Here is an 18,168-nt window from a genome sequence, read left to right as displayed (position 1 = left end):
CCTCATGTCTACAGTCAGTAATCAAGCCAGGGGCGACGCACCTGGTCGATGTGTCCGATCAGGCAGCCCGCGCCGCGGGGCGCTTGCCGCCGAAGCGGCGCTTGTTGTTGCCCTTGAAGGCCTTGGCGCCTTCCGGCTTGCGCTCGCCCGCACCTGCAAAGGCCGGCTTGTCGCCAAAGCGCTTCTTGCCGAAGCCGTTGTTCTGGCCACCGGGGCGCCTGCCGTCGCGACGGCCATTGCGGTCGTTGCGATCATTGGCCGGCTCGAAGCGCTCGTTCTTTTCGGCCGGATTGCGCACCGGATCGGGGCTGCCGAGATGATCGGCAACGATCGGCAGCTTGCTGCGGATGATGCGCTCTACCTGGCGCAGCTTGCTGTTTTCCGAAGGATCGCAAAGCGTGATCGCAATGCCGTCCATGCCGTTACGGCCGGTGCGGCCGATGCGGTGGACATAGCTTTCCGCTTCGTCCGGCAGGTCGAAATTCACCACATGGCTGATGCCGGGGACGTCGATGCCGCGGGCCGCGATGTCGGTCGCCACGAGAATGCGCACCGAACCTTCACGGAAATCGTTGAGCGCCTTCTGGCGGGCGTTCTGCGACTTGTTGCCGTGGATGACGGCAGCCTTGAAGCCGTCGCGCTCAAGGTCCTTGGTCACCCGGTCGGCGCCATGCTTGGTGCGCGAAAAGATGATGACGGACTTCATCGCTTCGTCGGCGAGCATCGTCGACAGAACCTGGCGCTTCTGCTTGGTGCGGGCAAAGACGACGCCTTGCACGATCTCGGCAGCCGCGGTGCTCTGCGGCGCGACTTCGACGCGGATCGGGTTCTTCAACAGGCCCTTCGCCAGCTCGGCGATTTCATTGGGCATGGTGGCCGAGAACAGGACGGTCTGACGGTCGGGCGCGGTCGCCTTGGCGATGCGCTTGACGTCGTTGATGAAGCCCATGTCGAGCATGCGGTCGCCCTCGTCCAGCACCAGCCATTTGGTGTCGGAGAGAATGAGGTCACCCTCGCGCACCAGGTCGGTCAGGCGACCGGGCGTGGCGATCAGGATGTCGACACCGGGCGCAACCTTCTTCACCTGGCTGAAGCGCGAAACGCCGCCAAGCACGAGCGCGGTCGAGACATGCGCGCCCTTGGCGAGGATCTTGATGGTGTCCTCGATCTGCACGGCGAGCTCGCGCGTCGGCGCCAGGATCAGCGCACGGGTGGTCTTGGCCCGGCGCTTTGTGCCGAGCGCGATGATCTTCGACAGGATCGGCAGCGCGAAGGCCGCAGTCTTGCCGGAGCCTGTCTGGGCGATACCGAAAATGTCACGGCCTTCCATCTGCGGCGGGATCGCCTGCGTCTGGATCGGCTTCGGCTCGGTGAAGCCAGCGCCATGCGTCGCCTTGAGCAGCGCGCCGGTGATTCCAAGGGCTGCGAAACCGGTGAGTTCCGCAGTGTTGCCGGTCACAATGTTGCTACCGGTCATAGTGTTTTCGTTGGTCAAAATAGTCTTCTTTCACGCGGCCTTAGCCGCAAACATCGATGCGGCAGGGCGCAACCTGCCGTCGAAAAAATTGATATGAAACGACAAGGCGGGCGGACGGGAACGTCCACTCGGCTGCGCTGTCGTGCCCGCAGGCATCATGCCACGGGGCTCTTTCGCCACCTTGCCGATCAACCGGAAAGAGGGAAAACAGACGCAACCAGTCTCATTTGTCGAGAAGGCCGGAATCTCCCGGCCCAAGCGCCTATGGGCTGCATATGGCTGAGTTCGCCCAGGAATGCAAGGGGCGTCATGTTGCGATGCAGCAAACGAAGCGGCGCTTGCGCACGCCTGCAGGCATCATTACGACAAAGGCAGCTTCCATTCTCCGGGGACCGAGTGATGAAGGACGTGCTGAAGGAACTCGAGCGCCGCCGCGACATCGCCCGCATGGGCGGCGGCAAGGCGCGCATCGACGCCCAGCACAAGAAGGGCAAGCTCACCGCGCGCGAACGCATCGAGGTGTTTCTCGACGAAGGCTCGTTCGAGGAATTCGACATGTATGTCGAGCATCGCTCGACCGATTTCGGCATGGAGAAGACGAAAATCGCCGGCGACGGCGTCGTCACCGGCTGGGGCACGGTCAACGGCCGCCCGGTTTACCTCTTCGCCAAGGATTTCACCGTGTTTGGCGGCTCGCTATCGGAAGCGCATGCCGAAAAGGTTATCAAGGTGCAGGAGATGGCGCTGCGCAACCGCGCGCCGATCATCGGCCTTTACGATGCCGGCGGCGCCCGCATCCAGGAGGGCGTGGCGGCGCTTGGCGGCTATGCCGAGATCTTTCAGCGCAACGTCCTGGCCTCCGGCGTCATCCCGCAGATTTCTGTCATCATGGGCCCTTGCGCCGGCGGCGACGTCTATTCGCCGGCGATGACCGACTTCATCTTCATGGTCCGCGACACCTCCTACATGTTCGTCACCGGGCCGGATGTGGTGAAGACCGTCACCAACGAAACGGTGACCGCCGAGAGCCTGGGCGGCGCCTCCGTCCACACGACAAAATCCTCGATCGCTGACGGCGCCTATGACAATGACGTCGAGGCGCTGTTGCAGATGCGTCGGCTGGTCGATCTGTTGCCGGCCTCCAACACGTCGGAGCTTCCCGAGATCGAATGCTACCAGTCGGTCACCGACCACGATCTGTCGCTCGACCGGCTGATCCCGGACAATGCCAACAAACCCTACGACATCAAGGAGCTAATCATGAAGGTCGCCGACGAAGGCGATTTCTTCGAGATCCAGCAGAGCTTTGCCAAGAACATCGTCACCGGTTTCGGCCGCGTCGAAGGCCGCACCGTCGGCTTCGTCGCCAACCAGCCGATGGTGCTGGCCGGCGTGCTCGATTCCGACGCCAGCCGCAAGGCAGCGCGCTTCGTGCGCTTCTGCGACTGCTTTTCAATTCCGATCGTCACCTTTGTCGATGTTCCGGGCTTCCTTCCCGGCACCGCGCAGGAATATGGCGGCCTGATCAAACACGGCGCCAAATTGCTGTTCGCCTATGCCGAGGCGACCGTCCCAAAAATCACCGTCATCACCCGCAAAGCCTATGGCGGCGCCTATGACGTGATGGCCTCAAAACATCTGCGCGGCGACATGAACTATGCCTGGCCGACGGCGCAGATCGCGGTGATGGGGGCGAGAGGCGCGGTCGAGATCATCTATCGCAAGGACATCGGCGATGCCGAAAAGATCGCAGCCCATACAAAGGCTTACGAGGATCGCTTCCTGTCGCCCTTCGTCGCCGCCGAACGCGGCTATGTCGACGAGGTGATCATGCCGCACTCGACTCGCCGCCGCATTGCCCGCGCGCTCAGGATGCTGCGCAACAAGGACATGCAGAACCCCTGGAAGAAGCACGACAACATCCCGCTGTAATACTTCCAGACAACCCTTGAGAAACCCTACTCCTCTTCCGCCGCGCCGAACCCCGCATCCCTTGTAGCTGCGGTAGCGCTGGCCCAGGGCGTTGCGTGGTTGTCGATGCGCATCTGGAAGATGAAATAGGTCGGCGAGCAGAAGCCGATGCCCTTCACCTTGGCGGCGCCCGGCGTGTCCGGCGGCAGTGACTGGCACATGTAATCCTCGCGGCAGAAATGATCGGCCGAGCACGCCGGGCGGTTGCCGCGATTGACCGCGCCGCCGAGACACTGATCGAAATTGTTGGTCGCCACGCAGGTGTCGAACTTTTTGCCGCCGACCAGCCCGCAAATTCCCGACGGCATCGGCTTGCCCGCCTTGAAAGCGGCGAAGCTACGGTCCTTGTCGTCGCAGGCCCTGTAGGCGATGCCTGCCGGCACACCGATCTTCGGCGGCCGGCATGTGTAGGCGGTCCGCGAAAAGGTCGGTGCGAAAGCGGCGAACTGGCCGGTGATCTTGTAGCGGTCGTTGAAAGGCTGCGACGGGTTGCTGGCGATCGACCCGGTCAGACAGGGATGGCCGGAGAACATTTTTGGGCTGTCCTTGGGCAGCAGACATTGCGCCAGGGTGGTGCGCACGCCTGATGCGGTCGCCAGCGGCGTGCAGATGGTGCCGCCGCCGCATTGCCAGGTCGCGCCGAAGCGTTTTTCGTCGTCGGGCATCAGGCACGGCATCGCCATCTCGGCCGGCGCGTACTCGACATCGCCGGCATCGGTCCAGGTGGCCGGCGGGGCGAAGGACAGCGGCCGGTAGCGGTTCGGCTGCTTGCCTTCCTGCATTGCGCGCAACCAGGCCTCACGCCGCGGGATCTCGGCATGGAGATGCGGCGAGATGCCGACCTCGATGCGGTTGAGCGGCGATGTCGTCTTGTCGTCAAGGCCGATGAAGTGAAAACCAGCGGTGGAGCCCGCTTGGTGACAGCCCTGGCAGGCGCCATTGTCCAGCCGTTCGACCAACGCCTCAGGCGTGCGCACCAGTTTCAGCGCCGTATAGTCGAGGCTGGCGAAATCTGCTGGCTGGAACAGCGGCGTGAACGGATGGTTGGCCTGCCTCGCACTGCCGAAGGTCGACCACGAGATCACCTTCTTCGCCAGAAACTCGTCGGGGATTTCGTAGACGCCGAGATCGACCGCCGCGACATTGGCGCTGACATAATCGGCGAGCCTTTTCTTCAGCGCCGCATCGTCCGAGAGCCGTGCGACATCAGGCGTGTTCTCCAGCGGCTTCTCGCTGACGGTAGCGCCATCGATGCCAAAAATCCGCATGAGATAGGCCGCCTGCCCGCCGAACTCGGTCTCCTGTCCCGAGGGAAAGCGCACCACTTGCGCGTTGAGCTCGAGCTGCTTGAAAGTCAGTTCCTCCGGTGCCAGCGGCCCGCCGGCCAGCCAGCCGGCGTCGACGTTTTCGTCGAGCTGCGGCGTCCAGCGCCCGGCAACGCCGACGCAGCCGCCATCGGCATCGGGCTCAACGCTGTAGACGGCGCTGAAGTTGAATGGCAGGCGCGAGGCCAGGACCTTGCCGTTCTTGCGAAAGCTGTAGGCCAGGCGGTAGATGAAGCGCACCTCGCCGCAGCTCTTGTCGCCTTGCAGCGCAGCGAAATCGCGCCGGTCGAGCCGGTTGACGACACCGACCAAGCGGAAGCGCGCGGCCTCGGTCTGCAGCCAGCGCATGTCCATGATGCGGCCGACATTGCCATCGGTCACCTCGTAGAGCGTGCGCCCGCCGGCCTTCATCTCGGCGCGCAGGGCCGCAATGTCAGCCGCCACCATGTCTACGATTGCATGATAGGCCGGCGCCTCGCTGTAGAGCGATTTCAGATCGTCTTCGCCATCGACGGCGAAAATGCCGGCGAAACCAAAACCCTTGGCATCGAGGGCAGCGAGCACCGCCGGATCGTCGATGATGGTCACCGGCTGCTCGGCGCGCGCGCTGTGCGATGCGAACAGCGCCATTACGGCGGCAACGACGAGCGCGAAAAGCTTCATCCGATCAGCACCTTCTGCCGTGCCTCGACCAATTCACGCAGCATCGGCACCAGGGCCAGCGGCAGATCCTCGGCTATAAGCCCCGGACCGAAGCGGCTGCCGGTTTCCGCATGGATCCAGACCGCGGCGCAGGCTGCTTCGAAGCATGGCATGCTTTGCGCCAAGAGCCCGGCAATGATGCCTGCCAGCACATCACCAGAACCGGCGGTGGCAAGCCATGGCGCCCCGTTGGCGTTGATTGCCGCGCGGCCGTCCGGCGCCGCGATCACCGTGTCGGCGCCCTTGTAGATGACAATGGCATTGGCGCGGGCTGCGGCCGCACGCGCCTTGGTGAGCTTCGAGAGGCTTTTGTCACCAGCGGTGTCGGGGAACAACCGGCCGAACTCGCCCTCATGCGGCGTCATGACCAGTGCTGGGGCGTCCGGCCTGCCGGCTGCGTCGAACAGCGTCGAGGCCGCGTTGCGGAACGACGTGATCCCGTCGGCATCGAGCACCAGCCCTTCGACACCGCCTTCCTGCCGTTTTCTGGCAAGCACGGCGAGAACGAAATCGCGCGCTTTGTCACCGACACCAAAGCCCGGGCCGAGGACGAAGCTCGACGACCGGCGATCGCCGAGAAAGTCGTGCACGTCCTCGATAGCGTCGGTCTTGCGCAGCATGATCGAGGTCAGATGCGCGGCGTTGACCTGCATGGCATTTCCTGGCGACAGCACGGTTACCGCCCCTGCCCCGCTTCTTGCAGCGGCAAGTGCCGCCAGCCGCGCCGCGCCCGTCGCCGACGGTCCGCCGGAGAAGACGCTGACATGACCGCGCCTGTATTTGTGCGCATCGACTGCCGGCACCGGCAACGTCTCGAGCCAGAACGCCGGCTTGTTTTCGAATGTGCGCGGCGCGACCTGTGCGATTATGTCGTCGCCAATGCCGATGTCGGTGACGACGGTCTCGCCGCATCGCTCGCGCCCGGGCAACAGCAGATGCCCCGGTTTCTTGCGCGCAAAGGTGACGGTGATGTCGGCACGAAACGCCGCGCCGAGAATGTGGCCGCTATCACCGGAAACACCTGAAGGCAAATCGACGGCAACGACAGACAGGCCGGCGGCAATGTCTACGGCACGCGCCGCATCACCCGAGAGGTCCTTGGACAGCCCCGCGCCATAGAGAGCATCGATAATCAACGAGCCCGGCTCAGCGGCGAAAGTCGCCAGGGGCCGGCGCTCCAGCGAGCATTCGGCCGCGGCAATCGCCGCATCGCTGCCTGCCCTCGGCTCACCGGACACCCACAGCGTGACATCGACACCACCTTCACCAAGCAATCGCGCCACGACATAGCCGTCGCCGCCATTGTTGCCGGGGCCGCACAGCACGTGGACGCGGCTCGAAGCGGGATAGCGCGCCAGGACCACGGCAGCGACCGCTTCGCCAGCACGCTGCATCAGGCCGTAGCCGTCGAGCGGACCAGCGGCGATTGCCAGCCGGTCCGCCTCGGCCATCTCGGCCGGCGACAGGAGTTCGTTGCTCATGAATTGCCAATCCGCATTTCGCCCAAGGCCTCTTTGTCCCGGTCGAGCATTGTCCAGTTTCGGGTTCGAGGCAAACGGCCAGCCGCCGAGATGGCGTGCGGCCAATCCTTTCGCAGACTGGCGCCACGGATCCGCGCGCCCGCAAAATACGCGACCTGCCTAATAATCGTGCAGACGTCAGGAGCGGCAATGTGTAGGCTCCGAACACCCGCGCCGCTTCCGAAGCAGTGGATGACGCGAATGTGCATCCCGGCCCGGCGCGGCATTGGAATTGCGCGAAACCGCTTCTCGTGGGCTGAAATTGGCACAGTTCGTGCTTGATTGAGGCGCAAGCGGGGCGCACAACCCGTCTTTTTTGGCAGTGGAGGCCACTTTTTACATGAAAAAGATCGAAGCGATCATCAAGCCGTTCAAGCTAGACGAAGTGAAGGAAGCGCTTCAGGAGGCCGGGCTGCAAGGCATCACCGTCACCGAGGCCAAGGGTTTCGGCCGCCAGAAAGGCCATACCGAACTCTATCGCGGCGCCGAATATGTCGTCGACTTCCTGCCCAAGGTGAAGATCGAAGTCGTGCTTGGCGACGATGCGGTTGAAGGCGCGATCGAAGCCATCCGCAAGGCGGCGCAGACCGGCCGCATCGGCGACGGCAAGATCTTCGTCTCCAACATCGAGGAAGTGGTTCGCATCCGTACCGGTGAAACGGGGATGGACGCCGTCTGAGGTTTCTGATTTCAGATATCTCGGTATCTGATTTCCGACAACTCCTCGAAACGTCATCAGACAGGGAAGAAATGACATGACGACAGCCAAAGACATCATGAAGCAGATCAAGGATAACGACGTGAAATTCGTCGACCTGCGCTTCACCGATCCGAAGGGCAAGCTGCAGCACGTGACGATGGATGTCATCGAGGTCGAGGAAGACATGTTCGCCGACGGTGTCATGTTCGACGGCTCCTCGATTGCCGGCTGGAAGGCGATCAACGAGTCCGACATGGTGCTTATGCCCGATCCCGACACCGTCCATATGGATCCGTTCTTCGCCCAGTCGACCATGGTCATCCTGTGCGACATCCTCGATCCGGTCTCCGGGGAATCCTACAACCGCGACCCGCGCGGCACCGCCAAGAAGGCCGAGGCCTACATGAAGGCCGAAGGCATCGGCGATCAGATCTTTGTCGGCCCGGAAGCCGAGTTCTTCGTCTTCGACGACGTCAAGTACAAGGCCGACCCCTACAACACCGGCTTCAAGCTGGACTCCACCGAACTGCCGTCCAACGACGACACCGATTACGAGACCGGCAATCTCGGCCACCGCCCGCGTATCAAGGGCGGCTACTTCCCGGTGCCGCCGATCGACAGCGCGCAGGACATGCGCTCCGAAATGCTGACCGTTCTTGCCGAAATGGGCGTGCGCGTCGAAAAGCACCACCACGAAGTGGCGGCCGCCCAGCACGAACTCGGCATCAAGTTCGACACGCTGGTCCGCAACGCCGACAAGATGCTGATCTACAAGTATGTCGTGCACCAGGTCGCCAATGCCTATGGCAAGACGGCGACCTTCATGCCGAAGCCGATCTTCGGCGACAACGGTTCGGGCATGCACGTCCACCAGTCGATCTGGAAGGGCGGCAAGCCGACCTTCGCCGGTAATGAATATGCCGGCCTGTCGGAGAGCTGCCTGTTCTACATCGGCGGCATCATCAAGCACGCCAAGGCGATCAACGCCTTCACCAACCCGCTGACCAACTCCTACAAGCGCCTGGTGCCTGGCTATGAAGCGCCGGTGCTGCTCGCCTACTCCGCGCGCAACCGCTCGGCCTCGTGCCGCATCCCGTTCGGCTCGTCGCCAAAGTCCAAGCGTGTCGAGGTCCGCTTCCCTGATCCGGGCGCGAACCCCTACCTCGCTTTCGCCGCCATGCTGATGGCCGGTCTCGACGGCATCAAGAACAAGATCCATCCGGGACAGCCGATGGACAAGGATCTTTACGACCTGCCGCCGAAGGAGTTGAAGAAGATCCCGACCGTCTGCGGTTCGTTGCGCGAAGCGCTGCAGAGCCTCGACAAGGACCGCGGCTTCCTGAAAGCCGGCGGCGTCTTCGACGACGACCAGATCGACTCTTACATCGAGCTCAAGATGGCCGAAGTGATGCGCTTCGAAATGACCCCGCACCCGGTCGAATACGACATGTACTACTCGGTCTGAGCGATCGGTTCAGCGACAAAGAAAAACCCCGGCGCAGACGCCGGGGTTTTTGTTTGACCAGACGACTGATGTCTGGCGTCAGATGTCGGAAGGCTGAGGCGGAGACCAAGTCTCCGCCTCAACGAATGCTCAAGCCGCCGCTGAAACCTGGGCGCTGGTCGAAACTTCCGCGATCGTCTTCAGGATCTGCGAGGCGATCTGGTAGGGGTCGCCTTGCGAGTTCGGGCGGCGGTCTTCCAGATAGCCCTTGTAGTCATTGTTGACGAAGGAATGCGGCACGCGGATCGAGGCGCCGCGGTCGGCGATGCCGTAGCTGAACCGGTTCCACGGCGCGGTCTCGTGCTTGCCGGTCAGGCGCTTGTCATTGTCCGGGCCGTAGACAGCGATGTGGTCCATCAGGTTCTTGTCGAAGGCACCCATCAGCGCTTCGAAATAGGCCTTGCCGCCGACTTCGCGCATATAGGCGGTCGAGAAGTTGGCGTGCATGCCCGAGCCGTTCCAGTCGGTGTCGCCGAGCGGCTTGCAGTGATACTCGATGTCGATCTCGTACTTTTCGGTCAGGCGCTGCAGGAGATAGCGGGCCATCCACATCTGGTCGGCGGCCTTCTTCGAGCCCTTGCCGAAAATCTGGAATTCCCACTGGCCCTTGGCCACTTCGGCGTTGATGCCTTCATGGTTGATGCCGGCGGCGAGACACTGGTCGAGATGCTCCTCGACGATCTGGCGTGCAACCGGGCCGACATTGGAGTAGCCGACGCCGGTGTAGTAGGGGCCTTGCGGGGCCGGGTAGCCGCTCTCGGGGAAGCCGAGCGGACGGCCGTCCTTGTAGAAGAAATACTCCTGCTCGAAGCCGAACCAGGCGCCCTCGTCGTCGAGGATGGTGGCGCGCTTGTTGGAGACATGCGGCGTCACGCCATCGGGCATCATCACTTCGCACATCACCAGCACGCCATTGGTGCGGGCCGGATCGGGGAACACGGCGACCGGCTTCAGCACGCAGTCGGAGCTGTGGCCTTCGGCCTGCTGTGTGGAGGAGCCGTCGAAGCCCCACAGCGGCAGCTGCTCGAGCGTCGGGAACTCGGCGAACTCCTTGATCTGGGTCTTGCCGCGCAGATTGGGGACCGGGGTGTAACCATCGAGCCAGATGTACTCGAGCTTGTATTTCGTCATTCTAGAGCCTCTCGTTGCTTGATCACCGAAGCTGGATGACGCCGGCGCGCGCCGAGCCATCCGGCAGACCGGCTGCCGGTCGATAAAATGCAAGTCATGTGCCATTTCCGCTGTGCGGGGTGCGTCAAAATTGCCCTTTCATCGCGGCGATCCGGCCAAGCCGCCTAAGCAATGCGCCGGGATCGATCAAAGGCAGATTTTGCTTAAATAACAGGCAAATGCCGATCTTTCTTTAGGCATCTTGCCTAAACAGATTGCAGGACCTACTTTGATGGAAAGATGAATCGCCAAGCCTCTCCAGAAGAAAGGAGACCGACAATGGAAATCACGTCAGCCCGTCCGTCGGCAAAAATCCTGATGTTCCCGCTGGCAGCGCGTGCGGCTGCCTCAAATTTAGGCGTCAAGGCCAAGTTCGCGGCAGAGCTTGCCTCATTGCGCGATCACCCCTTGGGTCATGGCGAGGCCTGGTACCATGAGGCCGCCATCGCGGAAGCCGAGCAGCCTCGCAAGAGCTAGCCGTTTTCCGGGCTAGCAAGCTGAAAGCAGGCCTGACCATTGAAAGACCCGGCGCGATCGCTCGCGCCGGGTCTTTTGTTGAGCGCAGGAACAGCGCCTACTGCTTGGTGTGCAGGTCGGTTCCCAGCGTATCCCTGACGAAGATCATGCCGATGATCAGCGACATCGCCGCGATCACCACCGGATACCAGAGGCCATAATAGATATCGCCCTTGGAGGCGCTGAGCGCGAACACGATCGCCGGCAGCAGGCCGCCGAACCAGCCATTGCCGATGTGATAGGGCAGCGACATGCCGGTGTAGCGGATGCGGGTCGGGAACATCTCGACCAGGATCGCCGCGATCGGGCCGTAGACCATGGTCACGTAGACGACCAGGATGAACAGGATGCCGATGACCTTTGCCCAGTTCACGGCTGCCGGGTCGGCAAACATCGAGAACGCACCGGCCGCCGGAACACTGTAGACCGTCACGTCGGTGGCGCCGGCGGCGTCATCCGCCGTCAGCAGCTTGTCCTTGACCGCCTGGGCGAGCGGGACAGTGGCTTTTTCACCGGCGCGAATGGCTGCCGCGTCGAGCTTCAGTTCGGGATTGGCCGCGACAAAGGCGTCGAGCTTTTGGTCGGCAACCTTGGCGGCAGCACGTTTCAGCGGATAGCCGCCGTCCTGAAGCGCGAGGTTGACCGCCTTCTTGAAGGCAGCATCGTTTGAAGCCGCCTTGTCCGCGGCTGCCACGGCATCATAGGACGCCACCGTTTCGGTGCCAATCTTCACACTGGCCGCGGTTCCCGGTGCCGCCGTCGTAACGATGTCGTAGGGTACGGAGCTCTTGGCAAGGAAGTCGGTCGCAATATCGCACGAAGTGAGAGGCTTGCGTGTTCCGGTCGGATTGAACTGGAACTTGCAGTCTCCCGGTGCAGCGGTCACCGTGGCACGCGTGTTCTGCTGCGCGGTGGCGAGCGCCGGGTTGGCGGCCCAGGTCAGCGCCTTGAACAGCGGGAAGGTGGTGACGATCGCCAGGGCCAGACCGGCCATGATGATCGGCTTCCGGCCGACCTTGTCGGAGAGCCAGCCGAACACGACGAAGAAGATCGAGCCGAGCGCCAGCGCAATCGCGATCATGATGTTGACCGACTGCGGATCGACCTTGAGCACATTGGCCAGAAAGAACAGCGCGTAGAACTGGCCATTGTACCAGACCACGGCCTGGCCGGCGGTCAAGCCGAACAACGCCAGCAAGGCGATCTTGGCATTCTTCCACTGGCCGAAGGCTTCCGTGAGCGGCGCCTTGGAGCCCTTGCCCTCGTCCTTCATGCGCTGGAAGGTCGGCGATTCGGCAAGCGACAGGCGAATCCAGACCGATATGGCGAGCAGGATGGCCGAGACCAGGAATGGAATGCGCCAGCCCCAGGCCGTGAAATCCTCTTTGCTCAGCGAATTCTGTACGATCAGGATGATGATCAGCGACAGGAAAAGGCCAAGCGTCGCCGTCGTCTGGATCCACGACGTATAGAACCCGCGGCGGTCGTCGGGAGCATGTTCGGCGACATAGGTCGCCGCACCACCATATTCACCACCGAGCGCCAAACCCTGCAGCATGCGCAGCCCAACCAGGATGATGGGGGCCGCAATGCCCCAGCTCGCAGAGCCGGGAAGCAGGCCGACCAGGAAGGTCGACAGGCCCATGATCGTGATGGTGACGAGAAATGTGTATTTGCGGCCGACGAGATCGCCGATGCGGCCAAACACCAGCGCGCCGAACGGACGCACCAGGAAGCCGGCGGCGAAAACCAGCAATGTGAAGATGTTGCGCGTCGCCTCAGGATAAGTGGCGAAGAATGTGCTGCCGATCGCGGCCGCCAATGCGCCATAGAGATAGAAATCATACCATTCGAAAACGGTGCCGAGCGACGAGGCGAAGATGACTTTCTTCTCCTCTCGCGTCATGCCGCGGCTGCTTCCGCCGGCGGTCGATGCCATTGCCATGGAAATGTCCTCCCGTGAGATCCCGTCTGTCTTCGATGCCGGGCGTCACGGTCGGCGTTCCCTCTGAACGCGACTCAGCCCGGCCATCGACGTAAAAAATGACAGAAAGCGGCAGCCGGAGGCAGAGAGACCTTGGGTTTATGACTTTCGTATTAGGTGCAGTGCGGCAAAGACTGGAGATCAGGCTTTGAGCGCTTCCAGCAGGCTGACGGCGGCCATCATGTCGCGCTTGCGGGCCGAGCGGCGTGCCACCGCCTCTGCATCCTGGCCCCAATGCTCGGCCTGCCAATCCTCATCGACATGGCCGGCGGCCCAAGCCGCATCGCCATCGAGCGCACCGTAGTCGACCGCAAGCGCCAGCAGCGCCGACCCGGTCAGCGACGTCATGACATGGATTGCGGCCAGCCGCAGCGGCTCGACGCGCTGGGCAAGATGGGCGCCGAGCACCGCGATGCTCTCGCGCGGCTGTTCGACATGGATAATGCCCTCGGCGAGGTTGAACCGAGCCCCTAATGTCGCCCTCACCCAGTCGAGGACCGGATCCCAATGCTGGTTCTGGCGCTCGACCAGCCCCTGCGGCGCGTCGGCGCGGTAGCAGGTGAGATCGGACGACGCGAAACGCAACACGTCCTCCAGCACCGCCTGCGGGTCGCTGGCGACGCCGTCAATGGCGGTGTTAACCAGACGCAGCACCGGCATCGTGACGGGATCGATGGTCTCGCCTTGCGCTGCGAATTCGCTGGCTACCAACTGTGCCGCCGTCTCGGTCGGCAGCGCCAACAGCGCCTTGCCCGGCGTGCGCACCGGCTTGTCGTCGAGATGCACGGCAAAGCCGTCGTCCACCGGCACGACGGAAACGTCCTTGTAGAAACGCTTCGGCAGGTGCGTCTTCATCTGGATCTGGGCGCGGCGCACCGGATCCGGATCGGACAGTTGCTTGCCTGCTTCGAAATCATTGAGGATGTCGCGCATGGTAGAACTTTCTATCCAGGTAGCTGCTTTGCCGGCCGGTTGACCATGATGAGACCGACGGCAATCAACCCAAGCGCCACAAAAATCCTGACTGTCGGCGCCTCGCCCAGAATAATAGCGCCACACAGGACGCCGAACACCGGCGACAGGAAGGCGAAGCTCGACAGGCCCGATGCCGGATACCGCCTGAGCAGCCAGAACCACAGCACATAGGTGAAGGCAACAATATAGAGCGACTGGAACAGCAGCGCCAATGTCGGCAAGGCAGTGACGTCGCGGATCGGCGGGCCGGCGAAAGGCATCACCAGGACACCGACAATGGCCGCACCGGCGAGCTGATAAAGCAGCAATTTCTCGGCACTGGTCTCTACCAGTTTCGAACGCTTGATGACGATGCTGGTCGCCGCCCAAAGGATGCCGGAGCCGAGGCTGAGCAGATCGCCCATCAGAGTCACTTTGTTGCCACCGACAATCCCGTCGGAAAACACCGCCACCAGGCCGCAGAAGGCAAGAACGAGCCCGCCAAGCTTCCTCGCATTGATGCGTTCGCCAAGCAGGAAATGGCCGCCGATCAGGACCCAGAACGGCATGGTGTTGACCAGCAGCGTGTTGCGGGCAACGGTCGTGTATTCCAGCCCGATATAGAGGCACAGGAACTCGACGCCGAAGAGCACGCCGACAATGATGCCTGCGACCAGCGACCCGTCGGCCATGAACAGCCTGATGCCGCGCAGCCAGCACCAGCCGAGGACACAAAGCCCGCCAATGATCGAGCGTGCGATCGAGACGAAAACAGGGTCGAAGCCGGCATAGGAAATCTTGGCGGCGACATAGTTCAGCCCCCAGGAAAAGGTCAGCCCGACCATGATTGCAGCAGCCGCCAAATCGACCGCGTCGCGGCGATCCAATGCAATTGAGGCGGTCATTGTTTCGGTTGACTGTCCAGCTTCGCCAACAGGGCTTTCAGCGCGTCGGTATTTTGCCTGACCGCTTCAGTGTTCTCGCGGCCGATCTCGGCCATCGATCTCTGACGTCGGGCAGCGCCGCTGGTGAAAGCCAGCCAGACGACAAAAATCACAAAAAGTGGCAGCCAGTAGATGAACTGAACAATGAACTCTCTCATTCAGTCCTCCGCACTGGCGTCGTCGAAGCCGATCAGGTTCCAGCTCTGGCGCATATGCGGCGGCATCGGCGCGGTGACGTCGATGACGCCCTTGTCCGGGTGCGGAATGACGATGCGGCGCGCGTGCAGATGCAGGCGGTTTTGAATGCCGCCCGGGAAATCCCAATTGGTGTCGGCCTCGAAATATTTGGGGTCGCCGATGATCGGGCAGCCAATATAGGCGGCATGAACGCGAAGCTGGTGGGTGCGGCCGGTGTAGGGCTCCATTTCCAGCCAGGTCATCGTCTGCGCCGCCTGCTCGATGATCCGGTAGTAGGACACGGCATGGTCGGCGCCTTTTTCACCATGGGCGGCCACACGCACGCGATCACCGTCCTCGGTCGGCTCCTTGATCAGCCAGGTCGAGATCTTGTCCTCGCGCTTGGGCGGCACGCCCTTGACCAGCGCCCAGTAGGTCTTTTTGGTCTCACGTGCGCGAAAGGACTCGGAGAGCTTCATCGCCGCAAGCCTGGTGCGGGCAACCACCAGCACGCCCGACGTGTCGCGGTCGAGCCGGTGCACCAGGCGCGGCTTCTCGCCCTTCTGGCTGCGCCATGCCTCCAGCATGTCGTCGACATTGCGGGTAACACCCGAGCCGCCTTGCACGGCCAGGCCAGCCGGCTTGTTGAAGACGAAGACCTTCGGGTCTTCGTGGATCAGCATCTTGGCCAGCACATCGGCGTCGCCCTGATTGCGGATCGAGTGACCGGTAAGCGCGCTCTCGCCCTTCTTGTCGACTTCGAGCGGCGGCACGCGCACCACCTGGCCGGGCTCGACACGGCTGTCGGCCTTGACCCGGCCGCCATCGACACGGATCTGGCCGGAGCGCAGCAACTTCTGCAGATGGCCGAAGCCGAGGCCGGGGAAATGGGTCTTGAACCAGCGATCGAGCCGCATGCCCGCCTCGCCGGCCTCTACTGTGATCTGTTCAACGCCTGCCATAATTCCAATCGCCGTTCCGCGGCATGCAACGGCATTCGCCGACACCCGCAACCTCATACTGGGTCATTCGTTGTCGGTTCCATATTGCAGAACCTGAACTTTCTCCAGCGTGATCAGACCGCTTGTCATGATTGTCTCAAGTATTGGCAGGAAAGCGGCTATCTTTTCCGCGCCATCGACGATCTCGATCACAAGGGGCAGATCCTCCGACAAACGGAGGATCTTCGTGGTATGAAGCCGGCTGGAATGGCCGAACCCCATCGCTCCGCGCAGGACGGTCGCGCCGGCAATCTGCATTTCGCGAGCCTTGAGCACGATTGCCTCATACAGCGGACGGCCGTCTGCCCTGTCGTTCTCGCCGATGAATATGCGCAGCAATTGCGCCTGTGTCGGTATTTTCATTGCCCGGACCCTCTCAGTCGGTTGAGGCGCATTGCACAGATGTGGCCAAGCCAGACGGCGGCAAGCCACGCCACCACGGAGATCGCGATATTGAGCCCCGCCGCCACAAGCTCCCCGCCTTGCGCGAGGATGAGCGTTTCAAGGCTGAACGCGGAAAAGGTCGTCAGGCCTCCACAGAAGCCGGCCATGAAGAACTGGCGCTGCAACGGGCTGGCGAAGACGCGGCCTTCCGGCCCCGTCAATGTAGCATAGAAGCCGATGAGGAATGAGCCGACAATATTCACGAGGAGTGTGCCGAAGGGGAATCCACTGCCCCACAAGGCATCGCTCGCCAATGAGACAAGCGCCCGCAGCACGCCGCCGATCATGCTGCCGGCTGCCACGGTAGCATAGATCCGAACCGTTTCGCTCGTTTTGCGCCAGCCAATGAGGCGCGCCGCGTGCCCTGCCGCGGCAGCGTCCGTTCCGCCGGAGCGAAGCTTCCGCGGACTGCTCATGGCGCCCCGTTGCCGATCAGGAGACTTCCCGCGGCAAAGCCCAGCGTAACGCCGCCGAGGCTCAGAACAACCGAAAGCAGCACATTGCCGCCGGCGCGCAACCATTCACCCTCGCGCGCCAGCGCCAGCGTCTGCAGGCTGAAGGAAGAGACCGTGGTATAGCAGCCGAGGCAGCCGGTAACTGCAAAGGCCCAGATGCCGGGCATTCCGTCGCGCGCCACGGCATGCGCGATGACGCCGATCGCAAACGCCCCCGAGACGTTGACGACCATCGTACCCCAGGGAAAGGTCTCGCCGACCCGGCGGGCGATGAAGCCGGACAGGAAGAAGCGGGCAACCGCGCCGATCGCGCCGCCAAGACAGACAAGCAACAGGTGATACATCGCGCTCCCTCTCGCCGGTCAAGACTACGCGTCAGGTCGTCTCGACCTTCTTTGCCTTGCTCGAGCCGATCATCTTCCAGTTCTTGTAGAACATGGAATTGATGCGCTCGACGGTGACCGAAACGATGGCGAGAAGGCCGGCGATGAAGCCGGGGAATGGGGACGGACGGATGATGTCCATGAACACGCAGTAGCGGCGCCCGTCATATTCGTTGACCGAGCGGTGCAGCAGCGTGTCGTCGAAAATATAGAGCGGGTTGTCGTGCCAGTAGTTTCTGGCGCCGTTGCACTCGACGAAAACCTCTGCCTTCACCGGCAGGAGATTGTAGAGGATGCGCAGGCTGAGCCGCAGCGGTCCGAAATGCCAGGAGGTCGATTCCTTGCCCCTGAAGACCGAGACGGCAATGGTCTTGATGTATTTGAAATCCTTGTTGAATTCAGCGACGTTGTCGATCTTGTGCTTGCCGTACCATTGATAGACATACATGCCGCGACGGCCGGTGCCGAAATTGGCGTCGATATCGGCGATGATCTCGTCCTTGCGCGCCTTGAAGACGTCGAGAACCTCGTTGACCTCGCGCTGATAGTCGGCGGGAAACTGCTCCAGCTTCCACACGCCCGGGTTCCGGTAGCAGAGCAGGTCGACCAGAAGGTTGAAGGGCGATAGCAGCCAGGTGAAAATGCCGTTGCCGAGGAAATAGCCGCGCAACAGCGACAGGTCCTTGTTGGCGTTGCGCAGCACATCGATCAGGCCGCAGACGATCCAGATCGTAGTCAGGATCGGGATGAAATAGAAGCCGAGCGCAAGCAGCGGCAGCGCAATCACAGCCTGGCGAAGGGATTTGCGAAGGGATTTTTTCATTTTTTTCTCGCGCCGTCGGGCGCGATTCCTGTTGCGACGACAATCGCCAAGCATCTTGGCGACGGCCACCCCCGAGGCCGTGCGCCTTGATAGGGTCTTTTGTCCCCACGCACAATGC

17 protein-coding genes are annotated in these 18,168 nt (G+C 62.3%); 4 read left to right on the top strand and 13 right to left on the bottom strand.

The window, feature by feature from the left end:
* Nucleotides 1-58: 58 nt before the first annotated feature.
* Nucleotides 59-1,495: a DEAD/DEAH box helicase gene (locus AC1D1L_RS26925; protein WP_477344313.1), complete on the bottom strand. Its 1,437-nt coding sequence runs from the start codon at nucleotides 1,493-1,495 to the stop codon at nucleotides 59-61.
* A gap of 381 nt (nucleotides 1,496-1,876) precedes the next feature.
* On the opposite strand from AC1D1L_RS26925, the gene AC1D1L_RS26920 reads away from it, so the two are divergent.
* Nucleotides 1,877-3,409: an acyl-CoA carboxylase subunit beta gene (locus AC1D1L_RS26920; RefSeq protein WP_477344312.1), complete on the top strand. Its 1,533-nt coding sequence runs from the start codon at nucleotides 1,877-1,879 to the stop codon at nucleotides 3,407-3,409.
* Nucleotides 3,410-3,435: 26 nt separating this feature from the next.
* Here AC1D1L_RS26920 and AC1D1L_RS26915 read toward each other — a convergent pair whose 3' ends face one another.
* Nucleotides 3,436-5,436, bottom strand: coding sequence for a hypothetical protein (locus tag AC1D1L_RS26915; RefSeq protein ID WP_477344311.1), 2,001 nt, complete (start codon nucleotides 5,434-5,436; stop codon nucleotides 3,436-3,438).
* The gene (locus AC1D1L_RS26910; protein WP_477344310.1) at nucleotides 5,433-6,956 is read right to left on the bottom strand and encodes an NAD(P)H-hydrate dehydratase; all 1,524 of its coding nucleotides are present in this window, start codon (nucleotides 6,954-6,956) and stop codon (nucleotides 5,433-5,435) included. The genes AC1D1L_RS26915 and AC1D1L_RS26910 overlap by 4 nt, the downstream gene beginning before the upstream one ends.
* Before the next feature lie 379 nt (nucleotides 6,957-7,335).
* On the opposite strand from AC1D1L_RS26910, the gene AC1D1L_RS26905 reads away from it, so the two are divergent.
* A complete protein-coding gene (locus AC1D1L_RS26905) occupies nucleotides 7,336-7,674 on the top strand; it encodes a P-II family nitrogen regulator (protein WP_006205430.1) in 339 nt (112 codons plus the stop codon).
* A gap of 76 nt (nucleotides 7,675-7,750) precedes the next feature.
* Nucleotides 7,751-9,160: a type I glutamate--ammonia ligase gene (gene glnA / locus AC1D1L_RS26900; protein ID WP_112562341.1), complete on the top strand. Its 1,410-nt coding sequence runs from the start codon at nucleotides 7,751-7,753 to the stop codon at nucleotides 9,158-9,160.
* 129 nt (nucleotides 9,161-9,289) lie between these two features.
* Here glnA and AC1D1L_RS26895 read toward each other — a convergent pair whose 3' ends face one another.
* Nucleotides 9,290-10,330: a glutamine synthetase beta-grasp domain-containing protein gene (locus AC1D1L_RS26895; protein ID WP_477344307.1), complete on the bottom strand. Its 1,041-nt coding sequence runs from the start codon at nucleotides 10,328-10,330 to the stop codon at nucleotides 9,290-9,292.
* 318 nt (nucleotides 10,331-10,648) lie between these two features.
* On the opposite strand from AC1D1L_RS26895, the gene AC1D1L_RS26890 reads away from it, so the two are divergent.
* Nucleotides 10,649-10,846: a DUF2735 domain-containing protein gene (locus AC1D1L_RS26890; protein ID WP_352558808.1), complete on the top strand. Its 198-nt coding sequence runs from the start codon at nucleotides 10,649-10,651 to the stop codon at nucleotides 10,844-10,846.
* Nucleotides 10,847-10,943: 97 nt separating this feature from the next.
* Here AC1D1L_RS26890 and AC1D1L_RS26885 read toward each other — a convergent pair whose 3' ends face one another.
* The 9 genes from AC1D1L_RS26885 to AC1D1L_RS26845 all read right to left on the bottom strand — a co-directional run bounded on the left by AC1D1L_RS26885 (nucleotide 10,944) and on the right by AC1D1L_RS26845 (nucleotide 18,050).
* Entirely contained in the window at nucleotides 10,944-12,830 is a 1,887-nt protein-coding gene (locus AC1D1L_RS26885; protein WP_477344306.1) for an MFS transporter, read from the bottom strand.
* 180 nt (nucleotides 12,831-13,010) lie between these two features.
* Nucleotides 13,011-13,802 (bottom strand): ATP12 family chaperone protein, encoded by a 792-nt coding sequence (locus tag AC1D1L_RS26880; RefSeq protein WP_477344305.1) that lies wholly within the window; start codon nucleotides 13,800-13,802, stop codon nucleotides 13,011-13,013.
* Nucleotides 13,803-13,813: 11 nt separating this feature from the next.
* Nucleotides 13,814-14,728 (bottom strand): DMT family transporter, encoded by a 915-nt coding sequence (locus AC1D1L_RS26875; RefSeq protein ID WP_477344304.1) that lies wholly within the window; start codon nucleotides 14,726-14,728, stop codon nucleotides 13,814-13,816.
* Complete coding sequence (locus tag AC1D1L_RS26870) at nucleotides 14,725-14,925, bottom strand: hypothetical protein (RefSeq protein WP_477344302.1); 201 nt, start codon at nucleotides 14,923-14,925, stop codon at nucleotides 14,725-14,727. Before AC1D1L_RS26870 ends, AC1D1L_RS26875 begins: the two co-directional genes overlap by 4 nt.
* Nucleotides 14,926-15,906: an RluA family pseudouridine synthase gene (locus AC1D1L_RS26865; RefSeq protein ID WP_142865539.1), complete on the bottom strand. Its 981-nt coding sequence runs from the start codon at nucleotides 15,904-15,906 to the stop codon at nucleotides 14,926-14,928.
* A gap of 63 nt (nucleotides 15,907-15,969) precedes the next feature.
* Nucleotides 15,970-16,308, bottom strand: coding sequence for a DUF190 domain-containing protein (locus AC1D1L_RS26860; RefSeq protein ID WP_477344301.1), 339 nt, complete (start codon nucleotides 16,306-16,308; stop codon nucleotides 15,970-15,972).
* The gene (locus AC1D1L_RS26855) at nucleotides 16,305-16,676 is read right to left on the bottom strand and encodes a CrcB family protein (protein WP_352586163.1); all 372 of its coding nucleotides are present in this window, start codon (nucleotides 16,674-16,676) and stop codon (nucleotides 16,305-16,307) included. Before AC1D1L_RS26855 ends, AC1D1L_RS26860 begins: the two co-directional genes overlap by 4 nt.
* Before the next feature lie 125 nt (nucleotides 16,677-16,801).
* A complete protein-coding gene (crcB, locus tag AC1D1L_RS26850) occupies nucleotides 16,802-17,188 on the bottom strand; it encodes a fluoride efflux transporter CrcB (RefSeq protein ID WP_477344299.1) in 387 nt (128 codons plus the stop codon).
* Between the two features lie 31 nt (nucleotides 17,189-17,219).
* Nucleotides 17,220-18,050: an aspartyl/asparaginyl beta-hydroxylase domain-containing protein gene (locus AC1D1L_RS26845; protein WP_112562348.1), complete on the bottom strand. Its 831-nt coding sequence runs from the start codon at nucleotides 18,048-18,050 to the stop codon at nucleotides 17,220-17,222.
* Nucleotides 18,051-18,168 lie beyond the last annotated feature (118 nt).

Source organism: Mesorhizobium sp. P2_D6 (assembly GCF_056404315.1).
The sequence above is the reverse complement of the archived record's forward strand: the minus strand, read 5'-3'. Positions and strand labels throughout refer to the sequence as shown.